Annotated in this window: 25 protein-coding genes and 1 pseudogene; 17 read left to right on the forward strand and 9 right to left on the reverse strand. The window is 62.5% G+C overall.

Translation table 11 applies throughout. From position 1 onward, the window contains the following. Window positions 1–10 precede the first annotated feature (10 nt). From WG908_RS11990 to WG908_RS12020, 7 genes and pseudogenes are all read left to right on the forward strand, one after another. Window positions 11–511: a nuclear transport factor 2 family protein gene (locus tag WG908_RS11990; protein WP_340186827.1), complete on the forward strand. Its 501-nt coding sequence runs from the start codon at window positions 11–13 to the stop codon at window positions 509–511. A 33-nt stretch (window positions 512–544) separates the two neighbouring features. Then, window positions 545–1,726: a thiolase family protein gene (locus tag WG908_RS11995; protein WP_340186828.1), complete on the forward strand. Its 1,182-nt coding sequence runs from the start codon at window positions 545–547 to the stop codon at window positions 1,724–1,726. An 82-nt stretch (window positions 1,727–1,808) separates the two neighbouring features. Then, window positions 1,809–2,006, forward strand: coding sequence for a Rossmann-fold NAD(P)-binding domain-containing protein (locus WG908_RS12000; protein WP_340186829.1), 198 nt, complete (start codon window positions 1,809–1,811; stop codon window positions 2,004–2,006). After that, complete coding sequence (locus WG908_RS12005; protein ID WP_340186928.1) at window positions 2,007–2,300, forward strand: SDR family oxidoreductase; 294 nt, start codon at window positions 2,007–2,009, stop codon at window positions 2,298–2,300. 136 nt (window positions 2,301–2,436) lie between these two features. Further along, window positions 2,437–3,312 carry an HpcH/HpaI aldolase/citrate lyase family protein gene (locus WG908_RS12010; protein ID WP_340186830.1) on the forward strand — a complete coding sequence of 292 codons (876 nt, stop codon included), beginning with the start codon at window positions 2,437–2,439 and terminating at the stop codon, window positions 3,310–3,312. Window positions 3,313–3,331: 19 nt separating this feature from the next. Beyond that, window positions 3,332–4,120: pseudogene (locus WG908_RS12015) on the forward strand (NADPH-dependent F420 reductase); the annotation flags it as partial. 11 nt (window positions 4,121–4,131) lie between these two features. Then, a complete protein-coding gene (locus WG908_RS12020) occupies window positions 4,132–5,325 on the forward strand; it encodes an acyl-CoA dehydrogenase family protein (RefSeq protein WP_340186831.1) in 1,194 nt (397 codons plus the stop codon). Window positions 5,326–5,358: 33 nt separating this feature from the next. On the opposite strand, the gene WG908_RS12025 is transcribed toward WG908_RS12020, so the two are convergent. The 4 genes from WG908_RS12025 to WG908_RS12040 all read right to left on the reverse strand — a co-directional run bounded on the left by WG908_RS12025 (window position 5,359) and on the right by WG908_RS12040 (window position 10,350). Beyond that, window positions 5,359–6,234: an alpha/beta hydrolase family protein gene (locus tag WG908_RS12025; RefSeq protein ID WP_340186832.1), complete on the reverse strand. Its 876-nt coding sequence runs from the start codon at window positions 6,232–6,234 to the stop codon at window positions 5,359–5,361. Between the two features lie 124 nt (window positions 6,235–6,358). Further along, window positions 6,359–8,422, reverse strand: a complete 2,064-nt coding sequence (locus WG908_RS12030; protein WP_340186833.1) for a 3-hydroxyacyl-CoA dehydrogenase NAD-binding domain-containing protein — start codon at window positions 8,420–8,422, stop codon at window positions 6,359–6,361. Window positions 8,423–8,490: 68 nt separating this feature from the next. Beyond that, window positions 8,491–9,228: an SDR family NAD(P)-dependent oxidoreductase gene (locus WG908_RS12035; RefSeq protein WP_340186834.1), complete on the reverse strand. Its 738-nt coding sequence runs from the start codon at window positions 9,226–9,228 to the stop codon at window positions 8,491–8,493. Between the two features lie 93 nt (window positions 9,229–9,321). After that, a complete protein-coding gene (locus WG908_RS12040; RefSeq protein ID WP_340186835.1) occupies window positions 9,322–10,350 on the reverse strand; it encodes an amidohydrolase family protein in 1,029 nt (342 codons plus the stop codon). A 384-nt stretch (window positions 10,351–10,734) separates the two neighbouring features. Here WG908_RS12040 and WG908_RS12045 point away from each other — a divergent pair, with 384 nt between their 5' ends. From WG908_RS12045 to WG908_RS12055, 3 genes are all read left to right on the forward strand, one after another. Continuing rightward, on the forward strand, window positions 10,735–12,165 hold the full coding sequence (locus tag WG908_RS12045; RefSeq protein ID WP_340186836.1) for an aldehyde dehydrogenase family protein: 1,431 nt from the start codon (window positions 10,735–10,737) through the stop codon (window positions 12,163–12,165). Between the two features lie 83 nt (window positions 12,166–12,248). Continuing rightward, on the forward strand, window positions 12,249–12,743 hold the full coding sequence (locus WG908_RS12050) for a MaoC family dehydratase (protein WP_340186837.1): 495 nt from the start codon (window positions 12,249–12,251) through the stop codon (window positions 12,741–12,743). Continuing rightward, complete coding sequence (locus tag WG908_RS12055) at window positions 12,740–13,207, forward strand: MaoC family dehydratase (RefSeq protein ID WP_340186838.1); 468 nt, start codon at window positions 12,740–12,742, stop codon at window positions 13,205–13,207. Before WG908_RS12050 ends, WG908_RS12055 begins: the two co-directional genes overlap by 4 nt. A 115-nt stretch (window positions 13,208–13,322) precedes the next feature. Here the strand turns inward: WG908_RS12055 and WG908_RS12060 are convergent, their stop codons facing one another. From WG908_RS12060 to WG908_RS12075, 4 genes are all read right to left on the reverse strand, one after another. Then, window positions 13,323–13,652, reverse strand: coding sequence for a hypothetical protein (locus tag WG908_RS12060; RefSeq protein ID WP_340186839.1), 330 nt, complete (start codon window positions 13,650–13,652; stop codon window positions 13,323–13,325). A gap of 49 nt (window positions 13,653–13,701) precedes the next feature. Further along, window positions 13,702–14,028 (reverse strand): hypothetical protein, encoded by a 327-nt coding sequence (locus tag WG908_RS12065; protein ID WP_340186840.1) that lies wholly within the window; start codon window positions 14,026–14,028, stop codon window positions 13,702–13,704. A 156-nt stretch (window positions 14,029–14,184) separates the two neighbouring features. Further along, complete coding sequence (locus tag WG908_RS12070; RefSeq protein ID WP_340186841.1) at window positions 14,185–15,183, reverse strand: phosphotransferase family protein; 999 nt, start codon at window positions 15,181–15,183, stop codon at window positions 14,185–14,187. Between the two features lie 59 nt (window positions 15,184–15,242). Continuing rightward, window positions 15,243–16,529 (reverse strand): acyl-CoA dehydrogenase family protein, encoded by a 1,287-nt coding sequence (locus WG908_RS12075; RefSeq protein ID WP_340186842.1) that lies wholly within the window; start codon window positions 16,527–16,529, stop codon window positions 15,243–15,245. A gap of 420 nt (window positions 16,530–16,949) precedes the next feature. On the opposite strand from WG908_RS12075, the gene WG908_RS12080 reads away from it, so the two are divergent. From WG908_RS12080 to WG908_RS12110, 7 genes are all read left to right on the forward strand, one after another. Next, a complete protein-coding gene (locus tag WG908_RS12080; protein WP_340186843.1) occupies window positions 16,950–18,182 on the forward strand; it encodes a CaiB/BaiF CoA transferase family protein in 1,233 nt (410 codons plus the stop codon). 40 nt (window positions 18,183–18,222) lie between these two features. Next, window positions 18,223–18,747, forward strand: a complete 525-nt coding sequence (locus WG908_RS12085; protein ID WP_340186844.1) for a nuclear transport factor 2 family protein — start codon at window positions 18,223–18,225, stop codon at window positions 18,745–18,747. A gap of 79 nt (window positions 18,748–18,826) precedes the next feature. Then, a complete protein-coding gene (locus WG908_RS12090; RefSeq protein WP_340186845.1) occupies window positions 18,827–20,332 on the forward strand; it encodes an aldehyde dehydrogenase in 1,506 nt (501 codons plus the stop codon). After that, window positions 20,332–21,078, forward strand: coding sequence for an NADPH-dependent F420 reductase (locus WG908_RS12095; protein WP_340186846.1), 747 nt, complete (start codon window positions 20,332–20,334; stop codon window positions 21,076–21,078). Before WG908_RS12090 ends, WG908_RS12095 begins: the two co-directional genes overlap by 1 nt. A 242-nt stretch (window positions 21,079–21,320) precedes the next feature. Next, window positions 21,321–22,376, forward strand: a complete 1,056-nt coding sequence (locus WG908_RS12100) for an LLM class flavin-dependent oxidoreductase (RefSeq protein ID WP_340186847.1) — start codon at window positions 21,321–21,323, stop codon at window positions 22,374–22,376. Between the two features lie 419 nt (window positions 22,377–22,795). Next, window positions 22,796–22,996, forward strand: a complete 201-nt coding sequence (locus tag WG908_RS12105) for a rubredoxin (protein WP_445326716.1) — start codon at window positions 22,796–22,798, stop codon at window positions 22,994–22,996. Between the two features lie 14 nt (window positions 22,997–23,010). After that, the gene (locus tag WG908_RS12110) at window positions 23,011–24,330 is read left to right on the forward strand and encodes a cytochrome P450 (protein ID WP_340186848.1); all 1,320 of its coding nucleotides are present in this window, start codon (window positions 23,011–23,013) and stop codon (window positions 24,328–24,330) included. A 129-nt stretch (window positions 24,331–24,459) separates the two neighbouring features. On the opposite strand, the gene WG908_RS12115 is transcribed toward WG908_RS12110, so the two are convergent. Further along, window positions 24,460–25,365 (reverse strand): LysR family transcriptional regulator, encoded by a 906-nt coding sequence (locus WG908_RS12115; protein ID WP_340186849.1) that lies wholly within the window; start codon window positions 25,363–25,365, stop codon window positions 24,460–24,462. Between the last annotated feature and the right edge of the window lie 90 nt (window positions 25,366–25,455).

The following is a 25,455-nucleotide window of genomic DNA, read 5'->3' on the forward strand; positions in this document are numbered from 1 at the left end:
GCACAGGCCGATGGCCCGCACGCTCGCTGACCTGCTGCGCAGCGACGATGTGGTTCGTGACGATCCCGCCGCCCGCCGCGCCGCGAAGGCGGCCATCGCGCGCTTTTACGCGGCGATCGGGCGGCGCGACTGGGATCCGGTGCGAAACGCGCTGACTGCCGATGCCGTCTATGAATTTCCCTTTTCCGAAACGGGGTCGAGCGATCCGTCGGAATGCCGCCGCTTCGAAGGAGCCGATGCGATCGTCGGCTTCTGGCGCGACACGCTTGCGCGCGACATGCGGTTTGCCGCGCCGGAGGATGTGGACCTCTCCATCCTGGCAGACGGAAGCCGTCTGTTCATCGAACAGCGCGGCAATATCGTGCTGGCCGACGGCACGCCCTACCGGAACCGCTACATCTTCCGCTACGACATTCGCGGCGGCCGGATCGCGCATGTTCGCGAATATATCAATCCCGTTATCTCCGCCCGCGCCTTCGGGCGGCCTCTGGGCCCGTCAAATGGCGCCTAACCCGGCGACTTTCAATGAAACAGGAACAGGATCATGCAGAACAATCCCGTGATCGTCGACGTTGTTCGGTCCCCGATGGGGCGTGGCAAGGCAGGCGGATCGCTCAGTCAGGTCCATCCGGTCGATCTGTTGGCGCAGACGATCGCCGGCCTTCTGGCGCGTCATCCGTCGCTCGACCCTGGACTGGTCGACGATGTCATTGTCGGCTGCGTGAGCCAGGCGGGGGAACAGGGCTTCCCGCCTGGCCGGTCCGCCTGGCTGGCCGCCGGCCTGCCCGCCCATGTTCCCTCGACCACTGTCGACCGGCGGTGCGGATCGAGCCAGCAGGCGCTCCACTTCGCGGTCCAGGCCATTGCATCGGGCGACTATCAGATCGCGCTCGCGGGCGGCATTGAATCGATGAGCCGCGTACCGATGGGCAGCGCCCGGCTGGGGCAGGATGTTTTCGGAAAGGGATATCGCGCTCGCTACCCTGTGGATGTCGGGCAGGGCGTAGCGGCCGAACTGGTGGCGGCGAAGTGGCAGATCAGCCGGGAGGAAATGGATGCCTGCGCGGTTCGCTCGCACAATCTGGCCGACGCTCGGCGGCGTGACGGATCGCTGGCGCGTGAGATCGTGCCCATCCTGACGCCGGAAGGGACGGTCGGGGAAGACGAGACGATCCGTCCCGGCACGACGGTCGAAGCCTTGGGGCAGTTGCGCACGGCGTTCAACGACGATGCCATCGCCGCCCAATTCCCGCAGATCAACTGGAGCGTGACCGCAGGCAATTCCTCGCAGATCACCGACGGAGCGGCGATGGCGCTGGTCATGTCGGAGGCTGCGGCATCGCGGATGGGACTGACGCCGCGCGCGCGCATCGTGGCGCTGGACGTCATCGCGGATGATCCACTGATGATGCTGACGGCGCCCATTCCCGCGACGCAGCGCGTGTTGGGCAAAGCCGGACTGACCGCCGACGCCATCGACCATTTCGAGGTGAACGAAGCCTTCGCATCGGTGCCGCTGGCCTGGCAGCGCGAAATGCGCGTCGATCCCGCGCGTCTCAATCCCCGTGGCGGGGCGATTGCGCTGGGCCATCCGCTCGGCGCGTCAGGCACGCGCCTGCTCGCTTCGCTGCTGAACGGACTGGAAGAAACGGGCGGCCGCTTCGGCCTGCAGACCATGTGCGAGGCGGGCGGTCAGGCCAACGCCACCATCATCGAACGACTTTGAGGATGTTGTAAGATGAATATCGATGGATTTTCGGCCGTCGTGACCGGCAGCGCGTCGGGGCAGGGCCGGGCGCGGGGGCACGGTGCGCGTGGTCGAACGGAGCGGTGATCCCGGCTCGCTCGACCTTTTCGAAGAGATCGTGCGCGTCAACCTGATCGGCACCTTCAACGTGCTCAGCCAGGGCGCCGCCCGCATGGCGAAGAATGAGCCTGTCGATGGCGACCGCGGCGTCGTGATCCTCACTTCCTCGGTCGCCGCTTTTGAAGGCCAGATCGGGTAGATCCCCTATGCCTCGGCCAAGGCCGGGATCGTCGGCATGACCTTGGTCGCCGCCCGCGATCTGGCACGGCACTGCATCCGCGTCTGCACCATCGCGCCGGGCACCTGCGACACGCCGATCCTGTCGCGTTTCGGCCCGGACGTGCTCGATGGACTGGGCAAGGCTGTCCCTCACCCCGCCCGCCTGGGCCGCCCATCCGAATTCGCTTTGCTGGTCGGACAGATCATCGAAAATCCCATGCTCAATGGCGAAACGATCCGGCTCGACGGCGCGATCCGCATGCCTCCGCGCTGATGGCGCGGGCGCGACGGAGCTGCCGCCATTACTGATGCAATCAAAGTATTCGGGGGCTCGATTGGGCTTGCCAATCGGCCGCCCGGAACGCCTAGAATGTTAAACGCCGATGCCGACTGGCATATTCAAGGAGCATATGTCCGCAATGGAATATAAGCCGGTTCGCAGCACATTATACATGCCTGCTTCCAAACCCAAGGCCATCGCCAAGGCGCGCACCCTGGATTGCGACGCGGTCATACTCGACCTTGAAGATGCCGTGGCGCCGGACGAGAAGGCCGACGCCCGCGCCCGTGCACTGGCTGCGGTGTGCGAAGGCGGATTTGGCCATCGGGAAGTGGTGGTACGTGTCAACGGCCTCGATACGCCCTGGGGCCGCGCGGATCTGGAAGCCATCGCCGCCTCCTCTGTCGAACCCGACGCGGTGCTGGCGCCCAAGATTTCCACGGCCGATGACGTCCGGGCCTATGACGCCCTGTTGGGGCCGCTTCCCCGCCGCACGCGCTTGTGGGTGATGATCGAAACCGCGCGATCGATCTTCAACTTGCCCGACATCGCCGACGCAGCGCGGGATACCCGCCTCGCGGCCTTCGTCATGGGCACCAACGATCTTTGCAAGGAAACCAACGCCCGCCTTGTCGCCGGCCGCGCCGCCCTTACGCCGCAACTGGCCCTTGCCGTGACAGCCGCGAAGATGGCGGGTCTGACGATCATCGACGGAGTCTATAACGACCTGCAGAACGCGCCGGGGTTCGAGGCGGAATGCCGCCAGGCGCTGGAATTCGGCTTCGACGGCAAGACGCTGGTCCATCCCGGCCAGATCGAGATCGCCAACACCGTCTTTTCGCCGACCGATGCCGAAATCGCATTCGCGACGGCGGTGATCGATGCTTTCGCCAAGCCGGAAAATGCCAATGCCGGCGTATTGCGGGTGGAAGGCAAGATGGTCGAACTGCTGCATCTGGAACAATGCCGCAGGCTGATGGCCATCGCACGATCGCTGGTCAGATAAATCCGGGTCCAAAAGAACCGGAAAAAGAGAAATACAGGAGAGGCAGGTCATGAAGATCGGAATGATCGGCGCGGGCAAGATCGGCGGCATATTGGCAGAAAGATATGCCGCTGCGGGCCATGCGGTAACGATTGCCAACTCACGCGGTGGTGACAGTCTGAGGGATTTGGCGTCGGACCTTGGCGTGCAGGCGGGTTCGATCGCGGATGCGGTCGATGGCGCGGACGTGGTTTTCGTCACCATCCCGCAAAAGAACATCCCGGCCCTGCCCGACAACCTGTTCGCCGATGCCAAAGTCACGCTCGTGATCGTCGACACCGGCAACTACATGCCCTTTCGCGACCCGCCGATCGAAGCGATCGAGGCCGGAGAAGTCGAAAGCATGTGGGTGTCTCGTCACCTCGGGCGGCCGGTGATCAAGGCGTTCAACAGCATCATAGCGGAAAGCCTGCGGGACCAGGGCCGACCCGCCGGTTCCCCCGGTCGCATTGCCCTTCCCGTCGCCGGCGACGATCCCCGCGCCAAGCGGATCGTCATGGATCTGGTCGATCTTGCGGGTTTCGATCCCTCCGATGCGGGCCTTTTGGCCGACTCGTGGCGACAGCAGCCTGGCATGGCTGCCTACTGCACCGATCTGACGCTCGCACAGCTGCCCGATGCATTGGCACGAGCGGACCGCGCAACCGCGCCAGGAATCCGCGATGCGTTTACCCGCGAACTGCTTGAGAGTTGGGATAGCGCGACGGCAGCCGACCGGGTCCAGATCATCCGGCGCCATCATGCCGACATCAGCGCACAACAGCATTGAAAGAACAGAAGATGGAATCGCAGCAGGAACTCGGTTTCGCTCCCGGAATGACCGAGGAGCGACTGATGATACAGCAGCTCGCAAGGGATTTCACCAGCAGCGAGGTGCGCCCGCTCGCCGATCGACTGGACCCGGAAAAGGCCGACTTTCCACTCACGCTGATCGACAGCATGGGGGAACTGGGCTTCTTCGGCATATTGATCCCACAGGAGCTGGGCGGCCTTGGCCTTGGCGCCTATGAATATTGCCTTGTGACCGAGGAATTGGCCAAGGGCTGGATGAGCGTCGCGAGCCTGCCCGCTCGCGGCAACGCCTTCTACCGGGCGATAGGGGGCACGGAAGAGGAAAAGCGGCGAAAGATCGCCGCCATGGCGCAGGGACGCTATCTGGGCGCGGCTGCCTTGTCCGAACCTGGCACGGGATCGGACCTGTCCGGCGTCTCCTGCCGCGCTCGCCGCGAAGGCGACGAATGGGTTATCACCGGCAGCAAATATTGGTGCACTTTCGCCGATGGCGCGGACTTCATCCGTGTGCTTTGCCGGATTGACGATGGCAGCGGCGCCAAGGCAGGCACCATCAGCCTGAACGTCGACAAGCCGCGCGGCCAGTTGCCCGAAGGCGTCACCGGTTCGCCGATCCCCAAGATCGGCTATTTCGGATGGAAGACGTGGGAACTCTATTTCGATGGCGTGCGGGTGCCGGCCGATCCGTCAGCGGACGATAGCGGACGGGCCTTTCAGAACACCGCCCACAATCTGGAACTGGCGCGCGCGCAGACCGGCGCGCGGTCGATCGGCCTGGCGCAGGCGGCGCTCGACCACGCCGCCGCCTATGCCAAGGAACGGGTGCAATTCGGCCAGCCCATATCGGATTTCCAGGCGATCCGCTTCAAGATCGCGACCATGGCCACGAAGATCGAGGCGGCGCGCCAGTTGCTTTACCATGTCTGCGAGGAAATCGACGCCGGCCGTCCCGCCAGGGTGAAGACGTCCATGATCAAATATCTCGCCGCCGAAATGGCCGAAGAGGTGACGAGCGAAGCGTTGCAGATCGTCGGCGGCGCGGCCTATACCACGCTCCATCCGATCGAGCGTTTCTGGCGCGATGCCCGCCTGACGAAGATATTCGAAGGCACGTCGGAAATTCAGCTGCGCATCATCTCGGACGCGATGCTTGGCAAGCCCGTCGGCAAGAAAGAAAAATGAGCTGTCCGGGCCAGTCCTGCCCGGTGTCGTCGTTCAGAAGCCGCATTCCGTCCGCAGCCATGACGTGACTATGCGGGCGAGCGCAATGCGCTTTGTCAGGAAGAAATGGTCAGAATCCAGAACGATGTCGGTGAAGTTGGTGGCGCCTGCGTCGCGGAAGGCGTTCCTGATGGGGATATGGCAGGTCTTCAGGGGCGTGGGCATGTCGTTGGTTGCGCCGATCAGCAGCAGCTTCTTCGATAGCAGTCGGGGAATGTTGTGAATGATGCTCAGGCGATCAATCTCTCCACTGGTCATCCCCTTGAGCCGGGTCAGGACATCGATCCGTCCCGCGCTTTCCGATTTCAGCCAGGAAAACCAGTCCGTTGGAACATCATCGACGTTCAGATCGCGGAATAGTTCGTGATTTGATGGAGCGATGGCGATACCATATTTCACATGGTCGAGTTCAGCACATGAGCTGAAAGCAACGGAACCGCCGGCTCCACTAAGGCCGAGCACCGCAATACGCTCGGGGTCGATCCTATAGCCTTTGCCGTTCGGCGTCGTTTTCCCGGCCGCATCGGCAGTCCGAATAAACTCTACTCCAGCATTGAGGTCGTCCAGCGCGCTGATGAGGGAATATTCATGTTCGCGGTCCCACATCCCCCTCGGCTGAAAGGTCATCACGCTGATGCCCATATTCAACAGCGGAATGATCAGGCTTTCCAGTCGATCCCCGCCAAATGCCTGGCAGGAAATGATAACGCACCCCTTGGCCTGCTCTCCTTGTGCGATCCATATCAGCGCGTGCACCGGCACATCCTGGCTGATGAAATGGGTTACGAAATGCTCGGCCGGACATTCGATGTCCTGAAGCGGTGGATCGGTTACGACATAATCGGCAACCGCATGGGGATCGAAAGGCATAAATCCTCATCCTTTGTCTATCATTGAAGGGGCGGCATTGGTTTCTGCGCCGATCACCATCGCTGCAAAAAAGGGACTGGGCGCATGAACCGATCGATGATGACCGGATCATGCGGCACAGTCGTCAGCCGGTGAAACTGCCGCCCGATTCCGCCTTTTCCACCAACAGGCGCGCCGGTTCGAAGCGAGGGCCATATTCCAGCGCCATCTCGCGCAATTTGGCGACGATCTTCGGCAGTCCGACCTGGTCCGCCCAGAACATCGGGCCGCCCGTGTACAGGGGCCAGGCATAGCCCAATATGCAGGCGACATCGATGTCGGACGCCCGCAGGGCAATGCCATCCTCCAGGATCCGCGCGCCTTCATTGACGACCGGGTAAAGCAGCCGGGCAATGATCTCCTCTTCGTTCAGCGCCGGGCGCTGGGCGATGCCGCGTTCCGCCGCCACTTCGGCGATGATCCCGGCGACCAGCGGCGAAGGCGACGGCTTGCGGTTCTCGTCATAATCATAAAAGCCCGCGCCGGCTTTCTGCCCGCGACGTCCGGCATCCAGCAGGTCCTGCTTGACCGTGCGGTACGGTTCGTTGCGGACGACAACGTCCAGGCCGACCAGGTCGAGGGTCGCGAACGGTCCCATCGGGAAGCCGAAATCATAGACGGCCCGGTCGATCGCTTCCGGTGTCGTTCCCTCCAATATCAGCGCGTCCGCCTGCTCGCGACGCTGCGTCATGATCCGGTTCGCGATGAATCCGTCGCAGACGCCGCTGACGACCGGCACCTTGCCGATCCCGGACGCGAGCTTCAGTGCGGTCGTGAGCACCTGGTCGGATGTCCTGGCGCCGCGCACGATCTCCAGCAGTCGCATGACATTGGCCGGCGAGAAGAAATGCAGGCCGATGACCGCTTCGGGTCGACCGGTCGCGGCGGCGATCTGATCGAGGTCGAGAAAGGATGTATTGCTCGCCAGGATCGCGCCCGGCTTGGCGACACTGTCCAGTTTCGCGAAGATCTCCTGCTTCACGTCCATCCGTTCGAAAACGGCTTCGATGACCAGGTCGACATCCGACAGATCCGCGATGTCGAGCGACGGGGTGATCAGCGCCATGCACTTTTCCACCTCCGCTTCCGTCAGGCGGCCGCGCCTGGCGCTGTTTTCGTAGTTCTTGCGGATGATGCCGATGCCGCGGTCCAGCGCATCGCGCGACATTTCCACCAGCGTGACGGGGATGCCGGCGCTCAGGAAATTCATCGCGATCCCGCCCCCCATGGTGCCGGCGCCGATCACCCCCACGCGCTTGACCGGCAAGTGCGCGATATCCTTGGCGAGGCCCGGCACCTTGCCGGCCTGTCGTTCAGCGAAGAAATAATAGCGCTGCGCTGCGCTCTGGGAGGAAGAGCGCAGTTCCAGGAACAATTCCCGTTCTCGCGCCATGCCCTCTTCAAAGGGAAGGGATATGGCGGCTTCGACCGCATTGATGATGTTTCCGGGCGCCATGAAACCGCGCGCCGCCTTGGCCGACTTGGCCCGGGCGGCGGCGAATATCTCCGGCGTGTCCTTGAAAGCGGCGATCTGGTCCTGTCGATCCCTGATCTTGACCAGCGGCCTGCCCTCCGCGACCACCGATCGCGCGAATTCGATCGCGCCTTCCAGCAACCCATCCTCGGCGACGATCTTGTCGACGATGCCCAGCCGCAAGGCTTCCTCAGCGCCGATGGGTCGGCCGGAAAGCATCAGGTCCATCGCCAGTTCCGGCCCGGTGATGCGGGGCAGGCGCTGCGTTCCGCCAGCGCCCGGCAATAGGCCCAGCTTGACTTCCGGCAAGCCGATCTGCGCGCTCGGCACGCAAACGCGATAGGTGCAAACCAGCGCGAATTCGCATCCCCCGCCCAGTGCCGATCCGTGGATGGCGGCGATGACGGGCTTGCCGGCATCTTCGATTTCGGCGAACACCGTGCCCAGCAGCGGTTCTTCGAGCTGCTTGCCGAATTCGGAAATGTCCGCGCCGGCGAAGAAGGTCTTGCCGGCGCAGATCACCACGATCGCCTTGACCTCGTCGTCGGCCTTCATCGCATTGAATGTCGCCTGCAGACCCCGGCGCACGGCGATGCCGAATGCGTTTACGGGAGGGGAATCGATGGTGACGATACCTATGTCACCGCGCTTTTCGGAAAATGCGACCTCGTTCATGATGTCTCCTCAAATTCTATGCGATCAGAAGCGACCCGTGCCCGTCATTCGGCCGGTCGGCGATCGGATCAGGTGAGCGTCCTGCCGCCGTCGGCGACGATCGTTTGTCCCACGATGTAGCTCGCCATGGGCGAAGCGAGGAAAAGCGCGATGGACGCGATTTCCTCCGGGCTCGCGAGCCGCCCCAGGGGAATGCCTTTCAGCCGCTCGGCCAGGCGCTCGGGATTTTCCGTGGTGACGGAAATCATCCTGGTGTCGACCAGGCCTGGGGCGATGCCATTCACCCGGATGCCGTCCCGCGCCCATGCCGCGCCCAGCACCCGCGTCAGATGGATGAGGCCCGCCTTGGACGCGGAATAGGCAGGGTTGGCGATCGTCGCGCGCACGCCGCCCACCGAACTGATGGTGAGGAGGCAGCCGGAACTGGCGGCGAGCAGAGGCTTCATCCGGGCGGCGCAATCCATCATCGAGTTCAGGTTGACATCGACGATGCGACGGAATGTCTCCGGCTCGAATTCCTGTCTGCGATAGGCGACCGACCCTTGCGACAGCACCACAACGTCCGCCCGCTCGACATCGGGTTGCCATGCCGCGACGGATTCCGCGTCGCCGACGACCAGCTGCGAATAGCGCAGGCCCGCGAAGCGGTGCGCCTCTTCGGGACCATAGTCTTCTGGCGACGCTCTCGTGCCGGTGACAAGCACATCGGCGCCCGCATCGCGAAATGCATAGGCGGTGGCATTGCCGATGCCGCTGGAACCGCCGACGACGATCACTTGCTTTCCGGCGAAGTTCAGATGGGTCATTCCGTTCGATCCCTGCCTGTGCCATGCCCGCGATGCCGGCCCGGACTGGCAAAAACCGTCCGGGCCAGCGTCGCAGCCACTCGCAGATTACCGTTATGCCGGGTTCTGCAGCCCATAGACCTTGGCGGCCGTGCCATGGAACAATGCCGCGCGCTCTTGCGTGCTGTAGCGGTTCGCGAGGATCCGGTGCGCATTCCAGAGAACGCCGTAGGAAATGCCCAGGCGGTCGCGCGGGAAATTGCTGGTGAACATGCAGCGTTCCGGCCCGAACAGGTCGATGGTGGGGATATAATGATCCTCCATCGCGTCCGCTGCCTGCTGCGAGGTGGGCGGCATGGGCTTGTCGTCGAACGCCCGGCCCGAAAAGCCCATCAACAGCCCCGACACCTTGACATAGACATTGGGATAGCGGGCAAGGTCGGTCATCATCGCCAGCCAGTTCTGGTATGTTTCCCGCAACTTGTCCTTGAAACGGCCGGTATAGATCGGAATGCCGACATGGTTGAGGATGATCGGCAGGTCCGGCAGCTTTTCCGCAAGGGCCGCCACATAGGGGATCTGGGGATGGAACACGGCCGCGTCCCAGGAAAGCTTCTGGTCCACCAGCCGCTTCGCGCCGGCGACGAAGGCCGGATCGACGATCAGGTCGACCGGCGCCTCATAGGGCAGCGTGATATCCGGGTCGCTCATCGTCCAGGAGCGCACCCCACGCAGCCGGCCCTTCGCCGCCTCGCGATGCGCGGCGAGCACATCGTCGAGCCGGTCGCCAAGCGTCAGATCGGCGGCACAGATGATCCCTTCGGAAAGGCGCGGGCCTGCCGGGTCACGCTGCATCGCCTCTTCGCCCACGCGCGTCGCGGCGCGCGTTTCGGCGACCGCCTGCAATTCGGGCGGCGCATCCTCGTCGACGAACGTCCTGTAAGCCTCGCAATGGACGGTCGACACGACCTTATGGCCTGAATCGCGGATTTCCTTGAGGAATTCCTCGGTCATGAAGCCGCCCATGGTGGCGCGACGGACAGGATCGTCATACAGATGGCAATGCGGATCGATGATCGGCAGATCCGGGTCGATGGGCGCCTCCTGCATGAGGCTCAGCCACTCGGGCTTATATTGGGCCATCTTCAACTCCTTTCCCATTGCGGCGCCAGGGCCGCTTATCTGCGTTTATGATGTGCGATGACTGCTACGGCGCCAAAGCCGTGGCAAGCGCGCCCCTGAAGCTATTACAGGTGCATTGACTCCGGTCGATCCACGCCTGGGACGTGGGAAAACCGGGCGGACCATCATCCTGTATCTGCTCTCCAGACGTGCCGCGCGCCAGCCGGAGCGCGCCCATATTAAGGATGAAATTTGCATCCGGTGGCTGGAGCGAAGATTGCCAATCCAGCCATTATCAACGATTACCGGTCAAAGGAATGCGTCATGCGGCGGCAGTTGTCATTGCCATGCCGGGAAGAAAAAAGACCGGCATATCGCGCCGGCATCAGCAGATCAGGAGACATGATGTTTCGGCATCTCCATTTCATCGGACGGGACAGCGAGCCGGACACTGGCCGCTTCATTGACAAGATTTCGCCTTCGTCGGGCAAGAAGATCGGTGAAGTCGCGGTCGGCTCTGCCACCGATGTCGACCGGGCGGTGCAACATGCCGCGCAGGCATTCCCCGCCTGGCGCAACCAGCATCCCATGGCGCGCGGCCGCATCCTGAACGCGATTGCGGCGAAGCTGCGCGAACAGATCGACAGTTTCGCTGAGATAGAAGGTCTCGAAACCGGCAAGCCAGCCTGGCAGTCGCCGATTGAAATCGAGGTCGTGGCCAAATATTTCGAATTTTATGCCGGGCTCGTCAGCATTGGTCATGGCGAGATCATCAATCTGGGTCCCGCCTATCACTCCTATACGTTGCGTGAACCCTTTGGCGTCGTCGGGGTGATCCTGCCCTGGAACGCGCCGCTGCAACAGGCCGCGCGCGCCATCGCGCCGGCGCTTGCCTCGGGCAATGTGGTGGTCGCCAAGCCTTCGGAAGAAACACCCGGATCGCTTGGCATGCTGGCGCGCGTCGCCGTCGAGGAATGCGGCCTTCCGCCAGGCGTGCTGAACGTCGTCCACGGGCTGGGCAAGGAAGCTGGATCGGCGCTGGTCGGTCATCCGCTGGTGCGCAAGGTCGCCTTCACCGGCAGCCTGCGGGCCGGGGTGGAAATCGGCAAGATCGCGGCCGAGCGCATCATTCCGCTGACGCTCGAACTGGGCGGCAAATCAGCCAATATCGTGTTCGCGAATGCCGACATGGACGCCGCCGTCGCGGGCGCTGTCCGTGCCTTCAGCGCGAATGCGGGCCAGGTCTGCCTCGCTGGCACGCGCCTGCTGGTCGAGCAATCGATTCACGAAGCCTTTGTCGCGCGCCTCGTCGCTGCGGTGGAGGCGCTGACGGTCGGGCCGCAGCCCGATGCCAGAATCGGCGCGATAACGACTGCGGCCCAGTTCGAAAAAGTCCGGTCCTACATCTCCATCGGCATCGAGGAAGGCGCGACGCTCGCGGCCGGGGGACGAGCGCTGAGCGCGGAGGAAGGCCAGGGCGGCTGGTATGTCCGGCCCACGGTCTTTACCGGTGCCCGTCCCGACATGAGGATCGCGACCGAGGAAATCTTCGGCCCTGTACTGGCCGTGCTGCCCTTCAAGGACGAGGCGGATGCGATCCGCATTGCCAACGACAGCAATTACGGCCTCGCGGCCGGCATCTGGACCCGCGACCTGGGCTGCGCGCATCGCGTCGCATCGCAACTGGAAGCGGGTCAGATCTACATCAACGAATATCTGGCGGGCGGCGTCGAAACGCCGCTCGGCGGCTACAAGCAGAGCGGATATGGCCGAGAGAAGGGTGTCGAGGCGCTGCACCATTATACGCAGCTCAAATGCATCACCATCAAGTTATGACATGTCACGCAAACTCAGCGGCGGAGCAGGCCGCGCCCTTGTGGCGCGGATTTCGGCGACAGGCATCCGGAGCGGTATAATCCATGTCTAATGCAATCTTGGAAAAGGCTGCCCTCTGGAAGAAGGGCCATCTCTACGAGGATTTTTTCGTAGGACAGACGTTTCAGCATCATTGGGGCCGTACCATATCGGAAAGCGACAATATGCTTTTCAGTACCCTCACGCTGTCCTTCGTGCCGCTCTATTTCAACCGGGCCTATGCCATGCAGCAAGGTCATCCTGACATCGTTCTCAATCCCCAGCTGATATTCAACGTCGCCCTGGGTTTGTCCGTTGAGGATTGCAGCGAAATCGGCGGACCCTTCCTGGGGGTCTATGACCTTCGCTATCATCGTCCGGCCTATCCGGGCGTGACGCTCATCGCGAGCAGCACGACGGTCGAGGCACGGATCTCGGGCAACAACCCTGCCGTCGGCATCGTCACCTGGGAGACCGAGGGCCGCGACGAAAACGGCGATCTGCTGGTCAGCTTCCGACGATCAAACCAGGTCCGCCGGCGGGAAGGAGCCAGTCAATGAGCACGCATGTGAACCTGACCGGCAGCAAGAATTATTTCGAGGATTTCGAAGTCGGTGCCGTCATCCGCCATTCACGGGGCAAGACGATTTCCAACCTGGAAAACGTGCTGATCACCAACATGGTCATGAACAGCGCGGATGCCCATTTCAACGAAGACAAGATGTCCCGTACGCCGTTCGGACAGGTCGTGTCCTATGGCGGCGTCAACTTCTCGATGGTCCTGGGATTGGCCTCGCAGGATTGCTGCGAAAATGCCATCGCGGAACTGGGGCTCGACAATATTCGCCTGAGCAAGTCGGTCTTTCACGGCGACACGCTCTATGCTTATACCGAAGTGCTGGAAAAGTCGGATTCCGATCGCCCGGACGCCGGCATCATCCTGTACCGTCATTATGGCGTGAACCAGAAGCAGGAGATCGTCGCGCAAGTCGATCGCAAGGTCTTGCTGAAACGTCGTCCCTGATCAACTGGAGCATTATCCGATCGAATTGGATCGGATAATGTTCGTGCTCCCGCTGGTCTCGCGCAATCGGCCCTGTCCGGCGGGGCATCGCCCTGCCCCACCCCGGCGCAGGATGTCAGTCGACCGGAATCGTGACGACTTTGGGGATTTCGAACGCCGCGACATAGTCCGAAATCGTGTTGGCCGCGATCCGGTCGGGGCTGTTGAGATAATCCAGATTCTGGTTGACGAAGTCGCTGTCGAGGCTGACCGCCCAGATGAACCGGTTTCCGGGAATATCGGCCACCGCGAACTCGACCTTGAAGCCGGCGGCCCGACGCAGCTTGACGATCTTTCTCCAGCGGCTGAGGAAATGCGGCCAGCCGCCTTGCTTGACCTCGTAGACCTTCAGTTCGACGGTCGGCCCGCCCTTGAGTTCCTCGATCGATGGGAAGCTGGTGCTCATGTAAACCTCGGCAAATGGGGGATATCATTTGGGTGTCGGTCCGGGGGGATCAGGCGGGCATCTCTTCAGGCGAGGCCTCAAGCGCGTCATAGCGGGCGCCTGCCCACAGACACATGGGCAATTTGGGATATTTGCCAAGGTAGAAGCGGTTGGCCAGATCGAAGCCCTTCTCATATCTGTGGATCCAGATCAGGCGATTGTTGGCCAGGTCGGCGCAGGCATAAATGATCTTGAAGCCCTCGGGCCTGTAGTCGGCAAATGCGTCCTGAAAGGCAGCGACAGCCTCGTCCATTCGCCCTGGCTGAACATGGTTGATATTGACTTCGATCTTCGATCCGTCGTCGATCAGGCCCAGCGCCGCGGGGTCAAAGTCCATCTATCCATCCTCTCAAGCGGTCGCGCGACCGGCGGCAAAGCCAGCGCGCGTCTTTGTGAAGGGCGCAGACTGCACATGCGCCCGCTTACAATCAACTCGATCGATTTCGGGCGCAGCGTTCATTGCATATGCAACGCCGCTTGCCACAAAGGGGGGTCAGGCCGGGGCCGAACCGTCGAGAACTTCCAGGCTGCGCTCGACCATGACGGGCACGGACCGGACCAGGTCGGCCCACAGCGGATCATGCTTCTTGCCGCGCCGGTGCAGCATCTCGTTGAACAGGGCGATCACGGCGAACCGATATCCCGCCATCGCGCGGTGCCATGCGATCGCCATCGTGTCGTTGGAGCGTCCGGCCGCATGGCGGTAGGTTTCGAGGATTTCGGCCGGAGACAGCACCCAGCGCTCGGCGCGATAGCGATGCTCGGGCAGCACGGCATCGGGATCGGCGTAGAATGCCAGGGCGCCAAGGTCGAGCAATGTCGACCCCAGGAAGGCGATCTCCCAATCCAGCACGGCGCGGACATCGTCGGGGCCAAAGATCATATTGCCGAAATGCATGTCGCCATGGACGCAACCGGCATGGAACTCGTGCGGAATGGTCGACACCAGCCGCTCGCGCAGCAGCGCGATGCGCCCGGCCCAGTTCAGGTCGATCGTCGGCCGGTCGAACAGGCGCAACAGGCGGTCGAACTCGGCGGCGGGCGCCTGCACTGGCCCCCACGCCTTTTCAAGGCCAGCCGTGGGAACCGCATGGAGCCGCGCCATCACCTCCACCCCCCGCCGGGCAAGCTCGACATGGGCAGGCGTCTGGTCGACCGCACGCGCGGGTATGGCCGTGCCGGTGACGAAACCGGCGATGAAATAGGGGCGTCCGAAGACCGAATCATGACCGCCAAACGACCGGATCGGCGGCACCGGCACGGGCGTGCCGGCGAGCGATTGCATGATCCGGGCCTGACGAACCACATCGGACGGCCCGGTCGAGGGCGCATCGGGCGCGATGGTGCGGACGATCAGTTTTTCCCGGCTTGCGCCGTCATCGGCGACAAAGCTGAAACCCACCCCGGCATGACCGGAAAGCGGCTCGACCTGGTCAACGATGACGGCGCGGCCCGCCTCGCTCGTCAACAGCGCGGCGAGCAGATCCTTCATCGGCCGCTCCGGCTGGACGGCCGCACCGCCGCCCTCCGGCGCTGCTGGGGCAGCGGAGGTCACTCCGCGCCCACGGCTTTCAAGGCTTCCCCGAATTTCGCCTCGGCAGCCGCCTGCTTTTCGTACAGCATATAATCCGGGAACATCCCCTTGGCCGGCTGCACGCCCTTGAGCACTTCGCGCGCGGCCAGGATCTTGTGGACTTCGGTCGGGCCGTCGGCCAGCCCCATATGATAGGCGGTCATGATCATGCCGGCGAACGGCATCTGGTCGGTGAGGCCGAGCGAACCATGGACCTGGAGCGCGCGCGAGGCGATGTCGTGCAGCACCTGCGGCATCAGGAACTTTACCGCGGCCACGTTGCGGCGCAGGTCCTTCCAGCTATGGCCATTGTCAGCCAGCCACGCCGTTTCCAGCACCAGCAGGCGGAACTGCCTCAACTGCGCCCAGGAGTCCGCGATCTGTGCCTGAACCAGTTGCTTGTCGCCCAGCAATTCGCCCTTGGTGCTCCGCGACACGGCGCGTTCGCACATCTTGTCCAGCGCGCTTTGCGCCAGGGCAATCGTGCGCATCGCATGGTGCATGCGCCCCCCGCCCAGCCGCTGCTGGGCCACGATGAAACCATCCCCCTGCTTGCCCAGCAGGTTTTCGGCCGGCACGCGTACATTGGTCCATCGCATGTGCGCATGCGTCGGCAGATGGCCGTAGACGCCATAGTTGCGGATCACCTCGATTCCCGGCGCATCGGCAGGAACGATGAACATGGAACTGCGCCGGTGCGGGCGCTCCTCTGGATCGGTCACCGCCATGATCAGGAAGAAATTGGCGACGGACGCATTGCTGGCGAACCATTTTTCGCCATTGATCACCCATTCGCCGCCCTCGCGCACCGCCGTCGTCTCGATCATCGTCGGGTCGGCGCCGCCCTGCGGCTCGGTCAGGGCGAAGCAGGACACCACCTCGTTCGCGAGCAGCGGTTCCAGATAGCGCTTCTTCTGCTCTGGCGTGCCATATTCGGCCAGCACGTCGGCATTGCCGCTGTCGGGGGCCTGCGCGCCAAAGACGATGGGGCCAAAGCGGGAGCGGCCGATCAGTTCGTTGATCAGCGCCAGCTTGAGCTGGCCAAACCCCTTGCCGCCCATTTCCGGGCCAAGATGACATGCCCACAGGCCACGTTCCTGCACCCGCTTCTGCAACGGACGGACGAGCTTTCCAAAACGGGGATCGTCAATGTCATGCTGTGGACCCAGCACGAGATCGAGCGGTTCGACGTCTTCGCGAACGAACTGATCGATCCAGTCAAGTTCCTTCTGGAACTCCGGGTCCGTCGAGAAATTCCAACTCACTGATATCCTCCGGAAAGTTAAGCGAACGCCGTCATCGCAGACGCGGTCGACCCACCTGCATCGACGCTCGCCGCCGGCGGGGGGGAGATGTCGTGCAGCTTCCTGGGCGAAGTCTTGGTGGCAACATGCCGGGATTAAGCCAAGACAATTTGAACGACTTGACTAGTCTATCACAATTGCAATGAGCCAGCATGCGCTTGACCATGATACCGCTGGCTTTGTCGGGTAAGAAGGATTGAAGTTTCTCCGCCGGCTGGCGACATTGCAAGCGTAATGGAATCATGGCTCGCGCCTATTCGTCATTGCCTCCCCGCCAAATCGGCCAAAGATGTGCGTGGGTTGCGCAACTGCGTCGGGCCGGGAAAACATCCGCCGTTCAAGGGCGGGAACTGCGCGACGATTTGGATGGGATGACTGGATTTGACGGACAATGCTGCCCCCTTTGGCGCTTTAGCAGACATAAAGATCATCGATCTCACGCAGATGCTGGCCGGTCCCTTCGGCACCATGCTGCTGGCGGATCATGGCGCGACGGTGATCAAGGTCGAACCCCCCGCAGGGGACCTGACACGGCCGGGCGGCCCCTTTCGCGAGGATGACACGCAACGCGTGCTGGGCGGCTATTTCCAGAGCGTGGATCGCAACAAATACAGCATCTGCCTGGACCTCAAGACCGAAAAGGGCCGGGAGGCGTTCAAGCTGCTGGTGCGGGACGCCGATGCCGTGGTGGAAAATTTCCGCGCCGGCGTGATGGAGCGGCTGGGGCTGAGTTACGAGGTGCTGCGTGATATCAACCCCCGGCTCGTCTATGGCGCGCTGCGGGGGTTCGGCGACACGCGGACCGGCGCTTCGCCCTATCTCGACTGGCCTGCCTTCGACGTGGTGGCCCAGGCCATGGGCGGCATCATGGCGATCACGGGTCCAGATCCCGCCACGCCGACAAAGGTTGGACCGGGGGTCGGAGACATCATTCCCGGCATGATGCTCGGCTTCGGCGTGCTGGCGGCGATCCATCATGCGAAACAGACCGGCGAGGGCCAGTTTGTCGACGTCGCCATGACCGATGCCGTGCTTGCCGTATGCGAACGCATGATCTGGCAGAATTCCGTGCAGGGGGTGGTGCCGGGGCCGGAGGGCAATCATCATCCTTTCCTCTGTCCGTTCGGCATGTTTCCCGCGAAGGACGGCTTCGTCACGATTGCCGCGCAGCAGGACGCCTTTTTCGCCACGCTGTGCCGGGAACTGGGCGACGAGCAGCTGGGCGCGGATCCGCGTTTCGACAGCCGGGAAGGCAGGAAGGCGAACCGGCTGGCCTTGATCGACGAGTTGAGCGAACGCACCGGCGCGTTCACCAAGGCGGAATTGATGACCCGGCTGGGCGGCAAAATTCCCTTCGGACCTGTCATGGATATTACGGAAGTTCTGGCCAGCGACCATTTCAAGGCCCGCGAGATGCTGGTCGATGTCGAAAATCCCGGGACCACGCCGGTCACCATCGCCGGCGTCCCGATCAAGATGACCCGTACCCCAGGCCGGGTGTCGCGGCGGGCGCCGATTCTTGGCGAACATACGCGCCAGGTCCTGCTCGATGCCGGCGCCTGCGAGGCGGAAGTGGATGCAATCATGCGGGACCATGTGCCGGTGAAATTCTGACGCGGCACGAATTGCCCCTCATCGGTTTTAGGAGATAATCATGACGACAGACGCAATCGACAGCGCGCAGGAACTTTACGACCTCGTCCAGAAGAACAAGATCCATGAAAATCTCATGCGATACTGCCGGGGACAGGACCGGAAGGAACTTGAACTGATGAAGTCGAGCTACTGGCCCGATGGCACCGACGACCATGGCGCTTTCGTCGGCAATGCGCACGACTTCTGCGAAATGGCCTATGAAGGTCAGAAGAAGACGGGGCACATCGCTCTTCACCACTGCTCCAATGTGCTCATTGAATTGCAGGGCGATCAGGCAAAGTGCGAATCCGTCTTCCTATACGTCATGATCCACCCGGGCCGGAAGACGCAGTTCCTGGGCGGCCGTTACAAGGATCTTTGCGAAAAGCGTGGCGGAGAATGGAAGATCCTTCGCCGCACCTGCATATTCGATTGGGCCAACGAGATGGAGGGCGCGCAGGACTTCCAGGGAATCTTCAATTTCCCGCAGGACACGATTACCGGCCGCAACTACCCCAACGATCCTATCTACGCGGAATGGTGACGGATGTCGGCCTCGGTCCCCGTGCCGAGGCTGATGGCCGACCCTGTCCCCCTGCCCAGTCCTGCAAACGGAGATTTTCATGGCAAACTCCCTTGGTTACGGCATTATCCGCAACCCGGATCAGTTTTTCATTGGCGGCCGGTGGGTAAAGCCTTCCAGCGACGCCATGCTGGACGTGATCGCGCCCGCCACGGAAACCGTGTTCCTGAGCGTGGCGGAGGGGAAGGAAAGCGATATAGATCATGCCGTGGCCGCCGCCCGGCATGCCTTCGACAACGGCCCCTGGCCCCGGCTTGCCCACGCCCAGCGCGCAGAGTATCTCCGCGCCCTGAGCGCGAAACTGAGCGAACGGGCCGGTGACATCGCACAGGCCTGGCCGAGCGAAATGGGCGTCATACTGCCCGTGGCGCAAGGCACGGCCTCTTTCCTGCCGTCCATCTACGAATATTATGCGGGCCTTGCCGATATCTTCCCGTTCGAGGAGCGCCGCGTCGCCAGCACGGGCGGGACCGGCCTCCTGATCCGCGAGCCTGTCGGGGTCGTGGGCATCATCATTCCATGGAACGCGGCGCCGTTCCTGCTCGCGTTCAAGCTTGCGCCCGCCTTGCTGGCGGGATGCACCGTCGTCATCAAGCCTTCGCCGGAGGCCCCCGTCGCTTCCTACATCATGGCCGAAATCGCCGAAGCGATCGGGCTGCCGCCCGGCGTGATCAACGTCGTCACCGCAGACCGTCAGGCGTCGGAATCGCTGGTCCGCGATCCCCGCGTCGACAAGATCAGCTTCACCGGATCGAGCGCGGTGGGGCGGCGTATCGCGTCGATCTGCGGCGAACGCCTGGCGCGCTATACGCTGGAACTGGGCGGCAAGTCCCCTGCCCTGCTGTTCGACGATTATGATGTCGAGGCGGCGGCGGCGTGCATTTCGCAATCGACCCGGGTCATGACCGGACAGGTCTGTGCCGCGCTGACCCGCGTGATAGTCGAGGAAAGCCGGCACGACGCTTTCGTCGAGGCGCTGAGCGCGTCGTTCAAGACGATCCGGATCGGCGATCCCTATGATCCGCAGTCGGATATGGGGCCGCTGGCGATGGCGCGTCAGCGCGATCGGGTCGAGGAATATATCGCGAAGGGCGTGGCGCAAGGCGCGCAACTGGCCACCGGCGGCGGGCGCCCGGCCTATCTCAATCGCGGATTCTACATCGAACCGACGGTGTTCGGGCGGGTCGATAACCGATCGGTCATCGCGCAGGAGGAAATTTTTGGCCCGGTGATCTGCGTCATACCGGCGAAGGGCGATGACGAGATGGTCAAAATCGCCAATGACAGTCCGTTTGGCCTTAATGCATCCGTGTTCACCAATGATCATGGCCGCGCGCTCGCGGTAAGCCGAAGGCTGCAATCGGGAAGCGTGGGTCACAACGGATTCCACGTCGATCCAACGCTGGGCTTTGGCGGCTTCAAGCAATCCGGGGTAGGCCGCGAAGGCGGCATCGAAGGGCTGCTGCCTTACCTCGAAAGCAAGGCGGTCGTAATGGACGATGCCATCGCATCGACAACCAAACCCCATGCTGCTGGAGTTCTTTAATGCGGATAGGAATAATCGGCACCGGCCATATCGGCAAATCGCTGGTCAAAAAGCTGAGCGCCGCGGGACACGACGTCAAGGTCGCGAATTCCCGCGGACCGGGATCCATCGACAACGATACGCTCTCGACGGGCGCCACGGCGGCAGATGTTGTCACCGCGCTGACCGACGTGGATGTCGCCATTCTTTCCGTGCCGCTGTCTCGGCTGCCCGACATCGCAGAGACGGTCCGGGCGCTTCCGGCGACATGCGTCATCGTCGACACGTCGAACTATTATCCCGCACGCGACGGTGTCATTGCGGCCCTCGAAAATGGAATGACCGAGAGCCTCTGGGTCGCCGAACAACTCGGGCGAACCGTGGTCAAGGCATGGAACGCAATCGGATCCGACTCGCTTGCGCGCAAGGGCAAGCGGAAAGGCGATCCCGATCGCATCGCCATCCCGGTGGCGGCAGACAGCGACGCGGATCGAAAGATCGGCATGACGCTCGTCGAGGATACGGGGTTTGACGGTTTCGATGCGGGACCGCTCGAAACGTCATGGCGGCAGCAGCCCGGCGCGCCCTGCTATTGTACCGATCTTCAGGCGAGCCAAATGGCGGCGGCGCTCGAAGCAGCCGACAAATCGAGGCTGCCCAAGCGGCGTGACCTGTCGGTCGCGGTCATCATGGAGCGCATGGGCGACCCCAAAACCAACCCGGATGCGGACTTCGGCGTTCGGATATGCCGCGCGATTTTTGGCTGATCGACCGGCTTCGTCGTCGCCGAGCGGCCAAAGACCCTCATATCAAAAGCCGCATCCGCTTAGGCATCCGGCCCGGCAGGCAGAGTGCAGCCCGATCCCGGATTCGCGGGCAATGATCTTGAAATCATCCATCACTGAATTGCCGGGCGTGGAGAACCCGATTATCCAGTGCGGAAAGTCATGGGTTGACGCCGGTGGACTATACGCGGCGCGGCCACATGACAGGGCGAGGATGGCGAGCGATGAATGGTCCGGGCGAGATTTCTGGCGGCCTGCCCAAGACGGAGCGGGCCATTAGGTTCGGCCTTGCCTATGCCTATCTGGACGGGGATCGCGCCACCGCGGCGAGCGATGAACGCCGGACATATGAGTATCAATGGGGCAAAATCCTGGAGCAGATCGTCTGGGCGGAATCGCTCGGCTTTGATTCAATCTGGTTCGGCGAACATCATTTCGACGCGTTGTGCCCCTCGCCGATGCTGATGTCGGCCGCCGCCGCCGCCCGAACGAAGTCGGTGCGGTTCAGCAGCGCCGTGATGCTGGCGCCGCTCTACCATCCTGTCCGTCTTGCCGAGGAAGCGGCCATGGTTTCGGTCCTGTCCGGCGGGCGGTACGACCTGGGCATGGGCATGGGGTATAGCGAGCTGGAATATGAGGCGTTCGGCGTCAACATGCGCCATCGCCCCAGCCTCTTCGAAGAGGCTGTGGAAATTGTTCGTCGCGCATTCTCCGGCAAGCCCTTCTCATTTCAGGGACAGCGATTCCAGCTGCCCGAGATCGCCGTGACGCCGGTGCCCGTCCGCGCCCCGCGGATACTCCTTGGCGGCAATGTGGAGGCGGCCATCAAGCGGGCCGCGCTGATCGGGGACGGCTTCATCTCAAGCAGGAATAGCGATCTGCCGATATATGAGGAAGCCTTGCGCGCCGCCGGGCGAAAGGGCACCGCCATCGCATCGCAGGTGGCGATGATCGTCGAGGACCCGGATCGTGCGGCCGTCGATCTGAAACCTTACGCCCTCAATTATGTGAATACCTATGTCGAGCGCGGTTTCGTACAGCGTGCGCGGTTCGAAACGGTCCAGGACGCGGTCGATTCAGGTCTTTACAACATCTGGGATGGCGACAGGGCTGTTTTCGAAATCGCCTCCGCGATCCTGTCGCATCCTTCGGTTGATGAAGTGCTCTTTCTGGCGAGCAGCGGGCCGGGAGAGCCGATCGAGAATAGTTATGGGCGCATCCAGTACATCATGGACCGGGTCGTCCCCGACATTCGTCGCAAGGTCGCAAGCGCGATGTGAATTTCAGGGGCATGCCTGCTCCGTCGGCGCCGCACGGGCCTTGCGAACGGCGAACCGGGGCTCACATCTGTCGCCAGGAGTCTGCGTGACCTGAGCCATCAATGCTGGCCTGGCTCTGGACCGGCGCGTCTGCCGGGCCGGGCGGTCGGTTAGCCGCGCGCGTTGCCGACACTCCGCGCGCACCTTGATACAAGCGCCGATAACCATCCGGTTCGACCAACCATGGCAGGGGAAGCTGACGGAAAGCCCCTGCCACCGCGCTTTTGACAAAAGTCAAAGAATGACGCGCCTGCACGCCCTTATACTGCGCGCTGGAACATGAACCTTTCAGGAAAGCGGCTATCCATGAATTCCGGCTCCAGCACCGTCTGCAAGATGCACGACCCGCGCCCTTCGCCAAACCGGCAATCGGACAAGTCATGAACAGCCCGGCGCCAGATCTCGCGGCGGGTCCGATACGGCAATGGCAATGCAACTATTGCAGCCATGTTTACGACGAAGCGCTTGGCGATCCCGACAGCGATATACCGCCCGGGACAAGGTGGGAAGACGTGCCGGACGACTGGTATTGCCCGGATTGCGGCCAACCCAAGGCCAGTTTCACATTAATTGAAAACTGAAAGGGAGAGCAGAAATGTCAGAAACTTTGGACCGACCGATTGCAACCGCGCACTGCCCTGCTCGCCCGGAAATCTGCAAGGAACAAGCCAACCTCATCGCCTGCGAGGCCGCCCATGCGGATGGTCGCCTCTATGACGTCCTGGCCGAACTCAGACGGACCGAGCCATTGGGTCTCGCTCGTCCGGACGGCTTCAACCCTTTCTGGGTCGTCACCCGCCAGGCGGACCTTCGCAAGATCACGATGAACAGGGATGATTTCCTTACGTCCGTCAATTCAGCATTTATGTCGATCGCCGCAAGCGAGCAGATGCGCAAGATGCTCAAGGGCGACAATTTCCCTGTCGAAATCATGCTCTATATGGACGAGCCGAAACATACCACATATCGAGCAGTCGCAGCCGACTTCTTCCACGCTCGCAATCTCGACAGGATCGCTGACCAGATCCGGACGATCGCCGGGCAATTCGTCGATCATATGCTGACGTTCGACGGGATGTGCGATTTCGCCAGGGATGTGGCGCATCTTTATCCCTTGCGCGTCATCATGCAACTCATGGGTGTCCCGGTCGAGGATGAACCGCTGATGCTGCGGCTCAGCCAGGAATTCGGCGGTGGTGCGGACGAGGATCTGATCCGGGCCGGCAAGACTCCGGGCCAGGTTGCCGTTGGCCAGTCGATGGTCGAGGTGGCCGCCGAATCCGGCGTCTATTTCACGAAGATGATGGCCGACCGGCGGGCCGATCCCCGCAATGACATCGTCAGTGTGATCGCCAATGCGCTGATAGACGGAGAACCGATGCCGGAGCCTGAGGCGCGGGGCTTTTGCTTCTCGGTGGCAACGGCAGGCCATGAAACCACCGCGGGCGTTACAGCCGGCGGCATGCTTGCGCTGTGCCAGAATCCGGGACTGATTGACGAGATCAGGGGTGATCCAGAGAAGATCAAGGCGTTCGTCGAAGAAGCCATTCGCATGTACGCGCCGATCAAGTTCGGCATTCGCTGTGCGGCCAAGGACATGGAAATCGACGGCCGGCAGATTCGGGCCGGAGACATGATCAACCTGGCCTTCTGTTCGGGCAACCGCGACGAAGCAATATTCGACGATCCGGATGTTTTCCGTATCGACCGCAAGCCGAACAAGCATATTTCCTTCGGCGCCGGACCGCATGTCTGCCTGGGGCAACATCTCGCGCGCCTGGAAATGCGCCTGTTTTTCGAGGAACTGACCAGCAGGATCGAATCGGTCGAACTGGCCGGCGAACCCCGCTGCGTGGCCAACCTGCTGATGAGTCCGTTCAAAAGCATCCCGATCCGCTTTGTCCCCAGGAAATAATGGCAGAACCGTCTGGCGCGGACGGTTCATCGTTCGATAGGAGGTTGCCGGGGCCGGGGCGCGCACTCCCCCCGGCCCCTTGGGCAAATGGACGTGCATCGGGCGCAAACGACGACGCGGCCGCGACGATCATCGCGTCAGGGGCGGCTCTTTGCCGCCGATCAGGCGCGCGGACTGCCAGAAATCCTCGCCGGCGTTCGACAATTGAGAGACGGGACGCACAAGCTGAAAAGGCACCAGCGCCGGGGCGGCAAGGGGAATGCGAACGACATCCGCAAGGCCTGCGTCATACCCGCCGAAATCGAGATAGGCAGCAAGGGCATCGGGCGATCGCATGCGATCGGGCGGGCCTTCTGCGACTTCGGGCACTTCGATGAACGCCGCGCCGGCATCGATCAGCGGGGCGTAGAGCGTGTCCCACAGGATGGGATTGAGGTTCCGGACGAACACCTCGACAGGGCGCCCCGCCAGGGCCTTGGGCGACAGCGTCGGCTCTGCACTCCATGGATGATCTCGGGCCATCGTGAGGGCAACGCCAAAGCGTCTTAAAATCACGCTTTCAAAGCCGGTGATGTCGAGGTCGCCCATGATGAACGCCAAGTCGATATCCCGCCGATCCAGGCGACCGAGCAACGCCAGCGACCAGCCCGTTTCGATTTCGACACTCACGGTGGGATGGGCGATGGCGAAAGCGTCAATCAACTCGCGACGCTCGCGAATCGCCTTGGAATAGGGCGGAGCGCCGATCCGCAGGACGCCCCTATTGCTGCGGCCCAGCTGAAGCGCCAGGCAGTCCGCGGCTTCGGACGCTTCGGCGACATTGCGGGCCGCAGCAAGGAACTCCGCTCCCTTTTCTGTCAGGGACAGGCTTCTTGTCGTGCGCTCGATGAGACGGAACCCCAGCATCTCCTCCAACTTGTGCAGGCGCGCGGAAAGCCAGGGCTGTGCGACCCGCAGCCGCCGCGCGGCCCGCGTGAACGAGCCTTCCTCGGCGATCACGGCAAAATGGATGATAAGCTTGGGATCTATACGCACGTGGAGGCCCTGAGATCTGCCCGATAACATTATGATGATTTTCTTATAAATCAAGCATGAATCCGGCTTGGACCCACTATCGCCGGTCGG

This window comes from Sphingobium anseongense, assembly GCF_037725245.1.
Lineage (GTDB): Bacteria > Pseudomonadota > Alphaproteobacteria > Sphingomonadales > Sphingomonadaceae > Sphingobium.

Bases quoted from the DNA above. Each gene is read 5' to 3' on its own strand.
- WG908_RS11995 (WP_340186828.1), top strand. From the start codon at position 545: ATGCAGAACAATCCCGTGATCGTCGACGTTGTTCGGTCCCCGATGGGG.
- WG908_RS12065 (WP_340186840.1), bottom strand. From the start codon at position 14,028: ATGGACTTTGACCCCGCGGCGCTGGGCCTGATCGACGACGGATCGAAG.
- WG908_RS12010 (WP_340186830.1), top strand. From the start codon at position 2,437: ATGTCCGCAATGGAATATAAGCCGGTTCGCAGCACATTATACATGCCT.
- WG908_RS12070 (WP_340186841.1), bottom strand. From the start codon at position 15,183: ATGAAGGATCTGCTCGCCGCGCTGTTGACGAGCGAGGCGGGCCGCGCC.
- WG908_RS12105 (WP_445326716.1), top strand. From the start codon at position 22,796: ATGAACAGCCCGGCGCCAGATCTCGCGGCGGGTCCGATACGGCAATGG.
- WG908_RS12020 (WP_340186831.1), top strand. From the start codon at position 4,132: ATGGAATCGCAGCAGGAACTCGGTTTCGCTCCCGGAATGACCGAGGAG.
- WG908_RS12095 (WP_340186846.1), top strand. From the start codon at position 20,332: ATGCGGATAGGAATAATCGGCACCGGCCATATCGGCAAATCGCTGGTC.
- WG908_RS12110 (WP_340186848.1), top strand. From the start codon at position 23,011: ATGTCAGAAACTTTGGACCGACCGATTGCAACCGCGCACTGCCCTGCT.
- WG908_RS11990 (WP_340186827.1), top strand. From the start codon at position 11: ATGGCCCGCACGCTCGCTGACCTGCTGCGCAGCGACGATGTGGTTCGT.
- WG908_RS12030 (WP_340186833.1), bottom strand. From the start codon at position 8,422: ATGAACGAGGTCGCATTTTCCGAAAAGCGCGGTGACATAGGTATCGTC.
- WG908_RS12050 (WP_340186837.1), top strand. From the start codon at position 12,249: ATGTCTAATGCAATCTTGGAAAAGGCTGCCCTCTGGAAGAAGGGCCAT.
- WG908_RS12055 (WP_340186838.1), top strand. From the start codon at position 12,740: ATGAGCACGCATGTGAACCTGACCGGCAGCAAGAATTATTTCGAGGAT.
- WG908_RS12045 (WP_340186836.1), top strand. From the start codon at position 10,735: ATGTTTCGGCATCTCCATTTCATCGGACGGGACAGCGAGCCGGACACT.
- WG908_RS12060 (WP_340186839.1), bottom strand. From the start codon at position 13,652: ATGAGCACCAGCTTCCCATCGATCGAGGAACTCAAGGGCGGGCCGACC.
- WG908_RS12100 (WP_340186847.1), top strand. From the start codon at position 21,321: ATGAATGGTCCGGGCGAGATTTCTGGCGGCCTGCCCAAGACGGAGCGG.
- WG908_RS12090 (WP_340186845.1), top strand. From the start codon at position 18,827: ATGGCAAACTCCCTTGGTTACGGCATTATCCGCAACCCGGATCAGTTT.
- WG908_RS12035 (WP_340186834.1), bottom strand. From the start codon at position 9,228: ATGACCCATCTGAACTTCGCCGGAAAGCAAGTGATCGTCGTCGGCGGT.
- WG908_RS12085 (WP_340186844.1), top strand. From the start codon at position 18,223: ATGACGACAGACGCAATCGACAGCGCGCAGGAACTTTACGACCTCGTC.
- WG908_RS12025 (WP_340186832.1), bottom strand. From the start codon at position 6,234: ATGCCTTTCGATCCCCATGCGGTTGCCGATTATGTCGTAACCGATCCA.
- WG908_RS12040 (WP_340186835.1), bottom strand. From the start codon at position 10,350: ATGGCCCAATATAAGCCCGAGTGGCTGAGCCTCATGCAGGAGGCGCCC.